Origin of the sequence: Streptococcus mitis (assembly GCF_003942685.1) — a bacterium.
GTDB lineage: Bacteria > Bacillota > Bacilli > Lactobacillales > Streptococcaceae > Streptococcus > Streptococcus mitis_CD.
Genome location: NZ_RJNR01000004.1, coordinates 122,775 through 134,306 on the forward strand (window position 1 = coordinate 122,775; position 11,532 = coordinate 134,306).

Sequence of the window (11,532 nt, forward strand, 5' to 3'; positions counted from 1 at the left end):
TCTTCCTCTTATTTCTCTAATTCTAATAAAACACTAAGGGCTGATAAGGCGTAAAGCGGTGCTGTTTCTGCTCGCAAAATACGAGGACCAAGACCTGCCAAGACTGCTCCCTTAGCTTCAAAACTTTCGATTTCTGCAGGTGACAGACCACCTTCTGGACCAAAGATAAAGAGCAATTTGGCTCCCTTCTCGAGTCCATTAACTGCTTGTAAAAGCGCAGCGGCTTCTCCTTCTTTTGCCGACTCTTCATAAGCCACTACAATGCGGTCAAATTGGTCAAGTTGGGCTAGAAAATCTCCTTTCTTCTCAAAAAGCTTGATACTTGGGACCAAATTACGCTTGCTTTGTTCTGCTGCTCCAAGGGCAATTTTTTCTAGTTTTTCAACCTTTTTACCCAATTTCTTGCCATCCCACTTGGCAACTGACCAGTCTGCTGGGAAGGCCCAGATTTGACTAGCTCCGAGTTCGGTTACTTTTTGAGTGATAAACTCCAGCTTGTCTCCCTTGGGAAATCCAGATGCGATGGTTACTTGAACGGGCAGTTCCACATTGTCATCTAGTTCTTGGACCAACTCAAACTGACGAGCTTCCACATCCAGCACATGCGCCAAACGCTTGACTCCATCATCAAAGACCAAAGTAACCTCATCATCTTCTTTCAAGCGCATTACCTGAAACATATGCTTGCTGGTTTCCTTATCCTCGATGATGACTGGCGAGGTAGCATTACCCTTTACAAAATACTGCTGCATGCTAGCCTCCAATCACACCGGAAATATCCTTGGTTTTCTTAAAGACACAGGCATTCCATTCCCCTTGAACCATGTGAGTTTCGAGGAAAAATCCAGCTGACTCAGCCGACTTGCGCACCATGTCCCACTTGTCCTTGATAATCCCACTCATGATGAGGTAGCCTTCATCCTTGACCAATCGATAAGCATCATCTGTCAGATGAATGAGAATATCCGCCAAGATATTAGCCACAATGACATCTGCCTCAATCTCAACCCCCTTAAGCAAATCACCTGCAGCTACATGGATGTTTTCCATGCCAGGGTTGAGCTCAATATTTTCCTGAGCCACACGAACCGCTACATCATCTAGGTCGTAGGCGAAAATTTCCTTAGCACCCAGTAGCGAGCTAGCAATAGAGAGGACGCCTGATCCAGTCCCCACATCTAGCACTGTTTCCCCACCACGAAGAACCTGCTCCAAGGCAAAGAGGCTCATCTTAGTGGTTGGATGGGTCCCCGTACCAAAAGCCATGCCAGGATCCAGCTTGATAATCTTTTCCCCAGCAGTCGCCTCATAGTCTGTCCACGACGGCACGATGGTCAAATCATGAGTGATGCGAGCAGGTTCATAGTATTTCTTCCAGTTGTCTGCCCAGTCTTCCTCAGCCAAGGCAGTCGTCCCCATCTTGACTTCACCCAAATCCATAAAATCTGTCAATTCTGCTAGACGAGCCTGCAAATCTGACTCAACCGTTGCTACATCAACCGTATCAGGGTAATAGGCTGTCACTACGATTTCTTCTTGCTGCTCGACCTCAGGGAAAATTTCACCGAAACGATTGACGTTGCCCACATAGTCCATACTGTCTTCAATCGCAACACCCTGGGCACCCAGCTCAATCAAGAGATTAGAGACTAACTCCTCTCCCTCACGCTTAACTGTAACTTTTAACTCTTGCCATGTTTCCATTATTAAGATACCAAGCCCGTAAAACACAAAGCCAAAATAGGAAATTCTCTGAAGACGCTTGTGTCTAAGAGAAGTTTATCTTTTTGGCACAGTGTTTAGGGCGGGTTCAGTTTAGAAATTTAACCGAACCATCCTTTCTAATCACTTACTTTTAAATAATCTTTTAATCTCTCTTGCAACTGAGGTACAGCTTGACTGGAGCTAAGAAATTCCTCGACATTCATCAGCTGATGGCCCTGTCCTTCATCTCCAAAGGTAATATTGTCAAATTGTTCTTGTCTTAGCTGACCAACCATAAAGACCGATTGCTTATCTTTAAAGATTACGCTAGGATAAATCTTGCTCCAAAGCAGACAGTCTTCATCTAAACGAATTCCCAGTTCCTCATAAACTTCACGCGCCACGCACTCAAAAGGACTTTCATCCCCCTCTCGTCCTCCACCAGGCAACTCCCACATGTTGGGACAAGGGATATCGTCCTTGTCATCACGTAAGATAGTCAAGACCTTATCCCCACAAATCAAGGCAATCTTGCAACCTTGGAAATCAGTAAGTTCTATTTCCATATTAGACTCCTTCGGTTAATTCCTTTTCCAGCTCGGCTAACCAGTTTTGATAATAGCTTTTCTCATCCCGTAACATCCGGCTGCTATTCATTTTCTGTCTAGCAATCTTCATAGCCTTGTGAGTTTGGACTACATCTTTCTTTACCTTAAATTGATACCAAGCTTGAATGACCTGCATATCTGCTGTTTTTATAGATAAAAAGGATTTGACCCCTCGAATACTTGCATATTCTTCCGCTTTCTTAGTATCTCCTTCCATCAGAGCAACTTGAAGAAGGTATAATTGAGAAATAGTTTTAGACATTGAATTATCTGTTTTCTCTAGCACAGACTGAAACTGTTGCTTCGCAAGCTCTATATTATCATCCAATATGAATACCAACCCCTGAAGAGTCTGAACACTTTCTGCAAAACTCCCTCTCACATCCTCATCAACAGACATGATAAAGTCTTTTAAATCATATTCTTGAGGAGCTAGCAAGGTCTGGGCAGAATGCCTCAACATCAGGTAGGCGTATTTCGTATTTTCAGGGTGTTGTAGTAATTCCCAAATTTTTGCTCCATCGGTAATCCCAACTGGCAGAGCATTAAATAGAAGAAGAGATAAATTTAGACAAATCCAAGTGCCTGCAAAATACCAGTTTGTTGTCAAAAAACCAAAAAGTGTTGCCAATGATATCAAGCAAAGGTGAACTATCAAGCCTCCTGAAAGCATCAAGATGATTCTTTGATCACTTTCATTCTCTTTTAAACCAATATACTGAGCACCAACATTTTTTATAACTGCTGTTCGACTAAGATGAAGCCTTCCTGACTTTTTGGTTAAAAGAAAGTTCCCTAATCCAAAAGCCACCAGCCGATAGCCTGTCAGATAACCACAAAATGCATGACCAAGCTCATGAAGAATAAAGATTACATACATGCTTAGAAGAGCGAAGGCATAACCAAAAGTAAAGACTAAAACTGCGGAATACCCCAACTCTGCAAATGCGATTGTTCCACAAGCAAAAGCTAGCATCATCACAAGAACAGACACTGTCTGAATCAAATACGTCACAATTTTTTTCATAAAATCTCCAACCAACTCCTAATATCTCGGATAAGGATAAAATTCTCCCTCTTCCAAGCCAACTTTTCCTTCTTCAAAGACTTCTTGGTTCCATTCCATGACAAATTCTTCTGCTTCTGGGTCTTCCAAAAAATCCATAAGCGCATCTAGCCCAACCTCGGCAGTATCTTTAAGGAATAGTGCAAAATAAGCTAAGAATTCGCGGGAAAATCCTTTTTTAGGCAAGTAAGGGATGACAGTCAAATAGTCTTCCTCATTGACTGTTGATTTAGCAGGATTGTAAAAAAGCACTGCTTCTTCAAAGAGAATGTCATCTGATGAAACCTCTCCATCTTCATCCACCATCTCCACACCTGCAGCATTTTGCGCTTCCAATAGAAAACTCACTTCAACCGCGTGATTGCGCTTGTCCCAACTAATCTCAAAGTCAAAGGGAAAGTTCTTCTCCAACTCTTCCTCTAAAACATCTAAAAATCCGTATGTTGCCATTTTGTCCTCTTTCTATGCGACTCTTAAATCGCCCCGATTACTCGGAAATATGCTAAAATAGATACTACCATCTTACCACATATACATCAGAAAATCCACGTTAGAAAGGACTGCTATGCCAGACAATCTCGCGCTTCGCATGCGCCCTAAAACCATCGATCAGGTCATCGGTCAGGAGCATCTGGTCGGGCCTGGAAAAATTATCCGCCGCATGGTGGAAGCCAATCGCCTGTCCTCCATGATTCTCTATGGACCTCCGGGTATTGGAAAAACCAGTATTGCTTCAGCCATCGCTGGGACTACTAAGTATGCCTTTCGAACTTTCAATGCGACAGTTGATAGTAAAAAGCGACTGCAAGAAATTGCGGAAGAGGCTAAATTTTCAGGTGGACTTGTACTACTCCTTGACGAGATTCATAGACTAGATAAAACCAAGCAAGACTTCCTCTTGCCTCTCTTGGAAAGTGGACTGGTCATCATGATTGGCGCTACAACTGAAAATCCTTTCTTCTCTGTCACTCCTGCCATTCGCAGCCGTGTTCAAATTTTTGAGTTGGAACCTCTGTCTAACCACGACGTCAAAGAGGCTCTTCAGATCGCTCTAAATAATCCTGAGCGTGGTTTTGATTTTCCAGTAGAACTAGATGAGGAGGCGCTGGACTTCATCGCGACCTCTACAAACGGAGACCTTCGCTCTGCCTTTAACTCACTGGACTTGGCAGTTCTCTCTACCCCTGAGAATGACGAGGGCATCCGCCACATCACCCTAGACATCATGGAAAATAGCTTGCAGCGGAGCTACATTACCATGGACAAGGATGGAGATGGCCACTACGATGTTCTCTCAGCCCTGCAAAAGTCTATCCGTGGCTCAGATGTTGATGCCAGTCTTCACTATGCTGCCCGCTTGATTGAGGCTGGTGATTTGCCAAGTCTCGCTCGTCGCTTGACCGTTATCGCCTATGAAGATATCGGCTTAGCCAATCCTGAGGCCCAGATTCATACCGTGACTGCTCTGGATGCTGCCCAGAAGATTGGGTTCCCAGAAGCCCGCATTCTCATTGCCAATGTCGTCATTGATTTGGCACTTTCTCCAAAATCCAACTCAGCCTATGTAGCTATGGATAAGGCACTTGCTGACCTCAAAACATCAGGGCACTTGCCTATTCCGCGACACCTGCGTGATGGGCACTACAGTGGAAGCAAGGAACTGGGGAATGCCCAAGACTATCTCTATCCACACAACTATCCTGGAAATTGGGTCAAGCAAGACTATCTGCCAGAAAAAATTCGCAATCATCACTATTTCCAAGCAGAAGATACTGGTAAATATGAACGGGCTTTGGCTCAAAGAAAGGAAGCTATCGACCGTTTGCGAAAAATCTGAAATCCTTTTCAAAAAATTGCACTTTCCTCTTGATTTTTTTTGAAAAAGTGGTATCATATAAACATAGAAACGCTGTGGTGTACGACTTCACACTTAAGTGTTGACCGACTATTTTTTGTATTATTAGGGAAACAAAAGTCTTCTAACAGCATGTAGGCCGTCTCACACGGAAACAGCTTCAGTTAGAGCGAGTTGCCCACCTGCTTAATTGCGCGGGTTCAATACAAACCGTGAAGTTTCGGCACCAATACAGCTTTTTCTTTGCCTCCTTAGCTCAGCTGGCAGAGCAGCGGACTCTTAATCCGTGGGTCACAGGTTCGATCCCTGTAGGGGGCATCTAAATCAACAGGAAAAAGCCTTGATAACCAAGGCTTTTTTTTGCTTGTCAATAACTGATTTGCTCCATCATTTGCCCCACTTTTAAATCTATCTTTTCTTTTTGAATCAAATTACATCTTTACAAATAGTGTAAAGCCAGTTACTTTTGCTTTGATGCCATACAATATTTTCATGTAGAGAAGACAAATTTTATCTTCTCTTTTTATTTTCAAAATAATAAAAACTGATTTTCTTTTCATAAATCAGACTGAAACTTCCAAATTTTCCATTTTGTTTATTGATATTTCCTCTAAAAAGGTGTATAATATTTTTATTATCAAACTATACTATACTATATAGGGGGTATTGAAATGAAATTTTCTAATCGTTTATCGCTATTCCTTGCAGGAGTTGTTTTTGTCCTTTTAGGACTTTTCCTATTTACAAACCCAGTAGCTAATCTTGTTGCTTACAGCTGGTGGATTGCATTTGGTTTACTGGTTTCTTCTATAGCAGCTATTTTAGGCTATTTCTCTGTACCAAAAGAGCTTCGCTCACCAGCTCATCTTTTCCAAGGGATTGTTAATCTTCTCTTAGCTCTTTACCTCGTTGCCTATGGCTTTGTGACGCTGCCAGTTGTCATTCCAACTATTTTAGGAATTTGGTTAATTGTAGAAGCCATTATAGTTTTCTTTAAAGGCAATCGTCTGGGATTGATTTTCCCTATTATTGGCAACCATATCATGTGGATAGCGTTGCTTGCATTTTTACTAGGTCTAGTGATTTTGTTCAATCCAGTAGCTACAAGTGTCTTTGTCGTTTATGTCGTTGCCTTTGCATTTTTAATTGTTGGTTTCACCTATATCCTTGATGCCTTTCGTAAATAATCTAGCTGCCATTTTGGGCATATTAAAAAAGCTGGGAAGTTACATTCTCAGCTTTTTCTGTTGCCTCCTTAGCTCAGTTGGTAGAGCAGTAGACTCTTAAGCTATGGGGCGCAGGTTCGAGCCCTGCAGGGGGCACATCTAAATCAACAGAAATAAGCCTTGAAACCAAGGCTTTTTTTAACGTCTAATAGCTTTTTGTAGAAAAGTATTTAAAAATAAAAGAGAAGAGAATCTCTCACTCTCTTCTCAGTATATCTTATTAAATTTAGTTTTTCTTAATCTAGCTGATTTTCCTTTGCAACGACAAATTCCTTAACCAATCGATAGATAACAGCAAATATCGGTGTAAAGAATATCATCCCAAGTAAGCCAAAGAGATTGCCTCCAATACTAGCAGCCGCAAGCGTGAAAATAGCTGGCAAACCAATAGATTGACCTACAACTCTAGGATAAATAAGGTTTCCTTCAATCAGCTGTATAACTTGATATAGAAGAAGAGAAAGTAAGGCTTGAGTAGGACTCACTGTGAAGATAAAAATCGCTCCCACAACACAAGCAATCATAGGCCCTACATAAGGAATGAACGATAGCACTCCTGCAAAGATACCTGTCATTACTCCATAGGGTATCCCAAACACGCTGTAACCAACCGCTATCATAACTCCTATGATAACTGCTTCAATCAGCTGACTCATCAAAAATTGGTCATAAGTCTCTAGTGCTACTTGTCCAATGTAAGTCAACTTTATCACCACCTTCTCTGGAAGAAAAACTTTTAGAAGTCGACTCGTCATCGCTGCCAAATGTTCCTTACTGGATAAAAATAAAAAGGTGAAGACTATAATCAAAAAGGCATTCATCAAACTTGAAAAAATATTGCCGATATTACTAGTCAGACCTGATAAAAAACCTATCAAAGCTTGGCTAATAGAGCTAGACTGTCCCTGAATTCCTGATACGATAGTTGACAACATGTCTTTGGTTACAAATTCCGAGCTGCCTAGCAATTTCCCAAGTTGAGTAAGGACTGTTGAAAGGACTGTTCCCAGCTGACTAATAGTCTGGGCTAGGGTTGGCAGCACCAAAACCAAAAGAGCAATCACGATTAAGATAAGAGCTAGGAAAACAAGTACCATGGCAATCGGACGACGCAACTCTGCCTTTACCTTCAATTTAACTAAGTACTGTTCAATTTTTTTCATAGGAACATTAAGAACAAAAGCAATAACAGCACCATAAATCAAGGTTGATATTACATCAAAGAGAGAGATTGCTCCTGATATAAAGCTCGATGCATTCAGAATTACAAGAGCAACCAGCCCTATAAAAAGGATTAACGGGGTGTATTTTTTTACTAAGTTCATAAATTCTCCTTAATAAACATGTTTAGATACGACTATACTATTTGGTTTTTCAAACTCTCGATTAAGGTAGGCTTGGTAAGTTCCTGGAGCGATAAATCCTTTGGGTGAGAGGATATCGGTGCCAGCCTGACCGACTATGGTATCAGCCAAGAGCACACAGTTTGTAGATAAGACAAAGTAGGATTTAAACTTAGATTTGATAAATTTATAAAGTTCCCCATCTGTCTCATGTCTGATTTTATAAGCGTAGGTGTAGTCTTCCTTACCATCACCTGTCATGATTTTATCTGCACTTGGCTCCCATGGAATCGTCAGTTGTTTCAATTCAGCCAACTTTTTCTGAACTGCTTTTTCCATTTCAGGCGTCAAATCTATCCCATAACCAAAAAGCGTTTTTTGACTCTCACGTTTACATAGGTCAATGTACTTGTCACGATCACAGAAATATAAGACACCATCTCCTACCATGCCAAATAAGGTCTCAGAAGACGGATCATAGTTGCCATAAGAAATAACACGGCCTTGATAGCAGATATCCACATGACCAATAGCTGAAAACAGAGAGGTCTCAGCTGTATGAACAAAAATTTCAAGCTCCGCTGTCTTACCAGACTTCACCATTCCAAGATGGATATCTTCTTCCTCATCAGCATTTTCCAGCATAAATTTGTTAACTTTTGCTAAAGTTCTTGCAGGGATGAGAGCGGCTAGGACAATAGGTAAGCTAATTCTAATACGACGTTTGAGATGGTTTTTCCCAATTTCCCCCTCAAACAAGAAACCATCACGGATATTGGACACACCATAAAGGAAAAAATAAGCCCCTAATACAAAGAGTTGAAAGACAGAATTTCCTGTAGAGGACAAAAGACTAGTCCCACCAAGAAAAACTAGTACGAGTCCATCTAGTAAGAGACGAAAACGAGGTCGAATTTTGTTTTTGCGGTAGAGAACATAGGTGACAAGGTTAATACTAGCATGAAAAATCTGATAAACTCCAATCACAAGAGCCAAAATATAAATCGGCACATCCGTCGCAAGATTGGAGCCAAGCAAATATCCCAGCACTAACAATTTAACCAGTGCAACTCCCAAGGTGTCCGTTGACTGACTTTTTTTGAAAATACGTAATACTAAATCTAAGACCGTTGCTATCCAAGCTAAAAACAGAACCAGTCGAATAACCTTTACTGGCAACCAAGTCCCCGTGACCATCAAGATGAGACCTAGCAGAACAAACAAGAACCCCTGAGCAAGTAATTTCTTACCTGTCAGACCTAAAGATAGAATTTTCGCCATATAAAAACCTTTCAACAATAAAAATTAAACACTCCGATTAAACTGACTAGTAAATAGCCAACACTACAAACAGCCTGTGCCAGCAACATATGGTGACTAGAAATGACTGTAGTAATGTCACCATCTTGTCTTATGCACTTCTAAAATTTGTTATATTGATTAGAAACCAGAGCTTATAAAAACTAGCTAAACTCGAGAGATAGACACAATTGCGACGAAAAAATGTATAACCAATTCAACTTGTTAAGGTAAGAAAGCATTATTTCCAATCTATTAATTATTCATCTATTACCTATTATGACACAATATTCCCTATAGTTCAACTTTTTACTTGTTTTTATATTACACGGACTAAAAAGTTTTCAACAGTTGATTGCATTTGTTTTAATAAGTTTTAACCTTTCTTGGTTAGATAAAAAAAGAACCATACAGTTTAGAATCTGTATGGTTTTTGCCCCACTTTTGTCCCATTTTTAAATCATGACATTGAAAATACCTAAAATCACTTATATTTCAATATTTTTAATTGCTCTCAATATGAAAGTCCTTTCCAAATCCCTGTAGGGGGCATCTAAATCAACAGGAAAAAGCCTTGGAATCAAGGTTTTTTTCGTATCTTCTACAAAAAAAGCAAGAGTTTTAGAGGACTATGACTCTAGATGTACATTTTACTTAAATGACTGAAGGTCTTTTCTTAATAAAAACACCCCAAAAATTAGATTTTTTCTGTCTAACTTTTGAGGTACAGTTCAAAACGCGAAATAGCATTTTTTATTTTAGGTTACTAATCTAATCGAATAAACATCATGGCATTTAACAAAGATATGAGTGAGACCGTGTTTATATTATTTGAATAGATCAGTCTCTTATTTTCAATCGGAGGAATAATAAAATTAGAAATGATGATATCATAAGGCGATTCTTCTAAAGATTCCTTTGATAATTCTAATTCAGTCCAAACTTCAAGTTCAAAATTGTTGCTGCAATAATAAGAAAGTGTCTCTGCAACGGATTTTGCATGATACTGATCAAAATTACTCATAACCAGAACCTTCAGCTTTGGCTGATTTTGTAGTAGATTAAGCACCAAATGTTTGGTATGAGTGATGAAGGTATAAGATAGATGATTTACCATCATTGAACTAGAACAAACTTCAAGAGTCTCTAAATAATGAGAAAGCTCTTTTTTTACATCTGAAACAAATTTAGGGAAAATATTTTGAAAATTCCTGATTGTATTCCCTTTTTGATCAAATAAAATAAACTCAGTGGACAACTCCTGACGATACAGATGTGCAGTATTATGCAGATGCCAAATCAGATTATCCTTATTCTCAATCTCAATCTGATACTTGACTGAAATCTGATCAATAAAATCACTCAATAGATGGTAAGATTTTTCAACATAGCTATCCTTTTTTACGCTTTTCATAAAGAGACTTTCATCTATGAAAAACATTTTTTGAAAGTAAGACACAAATAATTGGCAAACAACTTCTTCATCTAAAGAGATATTGTATTCTGATTCAAAACTCTGAGCAACACCTTCTATTCCTTCTGCCTGCATTAAAAAATCCAAACTTTGGTCGTTAAAAGAATCTTTCTCTGTTTCCATAAAATGACCAAACTTTATTCGATATAGATTAGTAACCAGGAACAACTTTAGCATTCTATGCGTTGATAAATTTATTGGAAAGCTTGTTTCCTTATAAACCAATTCTAACAATTGAGATAGGGGCTCTGATGAAAAATTTTCAAATGGCCATTCTAGGAAATAATATTTTTCTGAAAAATATTGTGCAAAAAAGTAACGAATGTCTCTCTCATTTCCAATGATTTGAACAGGGGTCAGACTAATTTCAAATTGAAATTGCTTTTTAATCACTTTATTGATTTGGCTAATAATACGATAGAGCGAAGATGAACTGATATAAAATTCTTTACAAATACTCTCAGCTTGACAACCTTCATTAAAGAAGATGTATTCTAAAATCGAAAAATGAGTTGAATGCTTAAAGAAATGATGGTAAACCATTTCAATATCACTATCATCGGTATTAATAATGCGTATACCATTAGTAGAAGAATGAAAAATCAAGTCAGGAAAAGCAGATTTAACATGGGATAGATCATCTTTGACTGCACGTTCTGTACAATTTAATAACTCTGCTAGTTCAGAACGATGAAACCAACGTTTATGTTCAAATAATAATTCTAATAATTCTAATTGCCTATGACTTTTTTTAGATAATAAATCTCTCATGAATGTCTTTCTCTCTTTATAAATTATCGGATTAAACCTCTTGCAATTATACCACAAAGAATAGGTATAACATGCTGTAACGACTTTTACTAAGATCCTTTATTTCGTATAATAACACTACGGAGGCAATATATAAACAATTTTCTTATTTTACTGTCTATTGAGGGCGTAAATACAGAATCAAAT

Annotated in this window: 10 protein-coding genes and 2 tRNA genes; 4 read left to right on the plus strand and 8 right to left on the minus strand. The window is 39.0% G+C overall.

Annotated elements, in window-relative coordinates; all coding sequences use genetic code 11:
* Positions 1-8: 8 nt before the first annotated feature.
* From D8855_RS04825 to D8855_RS04845, 5 genes are all read right to left on the minus strand, one after another.
* Positions 9-752, minus strand: coding sequence for a 16S rRNA (uracil(1498)-N(3))-methyltransferase (locus D8855_RS04825; protein WP_001188174.1), 744 nt, complete (start codon positions 750-752; stop codon positions 9-11).
* Between the two features lies 1 nt (position 753).
* Entirely contained in the window at positions 754-1,704 is a 951-nt protein-coding gene (gene prmA, locus D8855_RS04830) for a 50S ribosomal protein L11 methyltransferase (RefSeq protein WP_000451175.1), read from the minus strand.
* A gap of 137 nt (positions 1,705-1,841) precedes the next feature.
* Positions 1,842-2,270 carry an NUDIX hydrolase gene (locus tag D8855_RS04835; protein WP_125416305.1) on the minus strand — a complete coding sequence of 143 codons (429 nt, stop codon included), beginning with the start codon at positions 2,268-2,270 and terminating at the stop codon, positions 1,842-1,844.
* A 1-nt stretch (position 2,271) separates the two neighbouring features.
* Positions 2,272-3,339 (minus strand): M50 family metallopeptidase, encoded by a 1,068-nt coding sequence (locus tag D8855_RS04840; RefSeq protein WP_125416307.1) that lies wholly within the window; start codon positions 3,337-3,339, stop codon positions 2,272-2,274.
* Positions 3,340-3,357: 18 nt separating this feature from the next.
* On the minus strand, positions 3,358-3,828 hold the full coding sequence (locus D8855_RS04845; RefSeq protein WP_000257122.1) for a DUF3013 family protein: 471 nt from the start codon (positions 3,826-3,828) through the stop codon (positions 3,358-3,360).
* A gap of 115 nt (positions 3,829-3,943) precedes the next feature.
* Here D8855_RS04845 and D8855_RS04850 point away from each other — a divergent pair, with 115 nt between their 5' ends.
* The 4 genes from D8855_RS04850 to D8855_RS04865 all read left to right on the plus strand — a co-directional run bounded on the left by D8855_RS04850 (position 3,944) and on the right by D8855_RS04865 (position 6,555).
* The gene (locus D8855_RS04850; RefSeq protein WP_125416309.1) at positions 3,944-5,215 is read left to right on the plus strand and encodes a replication-associated recombination protein A; all 1,272 of its coding nucleotides are present in this window, start codon (positions 3,944-3,946) and stop codon (positions 5,213-5,215) included.
* A gap of 263 nt (positions 5,216-5,478) precedes the next feature.
* Positions 5,479-5,551 (plus strand) — tRNA-Lys (locus D8855_RS04855).
* A 353-nt stretch (positions 5,552-5,904) separates the two neighbouring features.
* The gene (locus D8855_RS04860) at positions 5,905-6,420 is read left to right on the plus strand and encodes a DUF308 domain-containing protein (RefSeq protein ID WP_000672744.1); all 516 of its coding nucleotides are present in this window, start codon (positions 5,905-5,907) and stop codon (positions 6,418-6,420) included.
* 62 nt (positions 6,421-6,482) lie between these two features.
* Positions 6,483-6,555 (plus strand) — tRNA-Lys (locus tag D8855_RS04865).
* A 140-nt stretch (positions 6,556-6,695) separates the two neighbouring features.
* Here the strand turns inward: D8855_RS04865 and D8855_RS04870 are convergent.
* From D8855_RS04870 to mgaSpn, 3 genes are all read right to left on the minus strand, one after another.
* Positions 6,696-7,784, minus strand: a complete 1,089-nt coding sequence (locus D8855_RS04870; protein WP_004256071.1) for an AI-2E family transporter — start codon at positions 7,782-7,784, stop codon at positions 6,696-6,698.
* 9 nt (positions 7,785-7,793) lie between these two features.
* Positions 7,794-9,083 carry a membrane protein gene (locus tag D8855_RS04875; protein WP_020900385.1) on the minus strand — a complete coding sequence of 430 codons (1,290 nt, stop codon included), beginning with the start codon at positions 9,081-9,083 and terminating at the stop codon, positions 7,794-7,796.
* Positions 9,084-9,867: 784 nt separating this feature from the next.
* A complete protein-coding gene (gene mgaSpn / locus D8855_RS04880; protein WP_125416311.1) occupies positions 9,868-11,346 on the minus strand; it encodes a virulence factor transcriptional regulator MgaSpn in 1,479 nt (492 codons plus the stop codon).
* Positions 11,347-11,532: the final 186 nt, after the last annotated feature.

Bases quoted from the DNA above. Each gene is read 5' to 3' on its own strand.
- D8855_RS04875 (WP_020900385.1), bottom strand. From the start codon at position 9,083: ATGGCGAAAATTCTATCTTTAGGTCTGACAGGTAAGAAATTACTTGCT.
- D8855_RS04850 (WP_125416309.1), top strand. From the start codon at position 3,944: ATGCCAGACAATCTCGCGCTTCGCATGCGCCCTAAAACCATCGATCAG.
- D8855_RS04845 (WP_000257122.1), bottom strand. From the start codon at position 3,828: ATGGCAACATACGGATTTTTAGATGTTTTAGAGGAAGAGTTGGAGAAG.
- D8855_RS04825 (WP_001188174.1), bottom strand. From the start codon at position 752: ATGCAGCAGTATTTTGTAAAGGGTAATGCTACCTCGCCAGTCATCATC.
- D8855_RS04835 (WP_125416305.1), bottom strand. From the start codon at position 2,270: ATGGAAATAGAACTTACTGATTTCCAAGGTTGCAAGATTGCCTTGATT.
- D8855_RS04840 (WP_125416307.1), bottom strand. From the start codon at position 3,339: ATGAAAAAAATTGTGACGTATTTGATTCAGACAGTGTCTGTTCTTGTG.
- prmA (WP_000451175.1), bottom strand. From the start codon at position 1,704: ATGGAAACATGGCAAGAGTTAAAAGTTACAGTTAAGCGTGAGGGAGAG.
- D8855_RS04860 (WP_000672744.1), top strand. From the start codon at position 5,905: ATGAAATTTTCTAATCGTTTATCGCTATTCCTTGCAGGAGTTGTTTTT.
- D8855_RS04870 (WP_004256071.1), bottom strand. From the start codon at position 7,784: ATGAACTTAGTAAAAAAATACACCCCGTTAATCCTTTTTATAGGGCTG.
- mgaSpn (WP_125416311.1), bottom strand. From the start codon at position 11,346: ATGAGAGATTTATTATCTAAAAAAAGTCATAGGCAATTAGAATTATTA.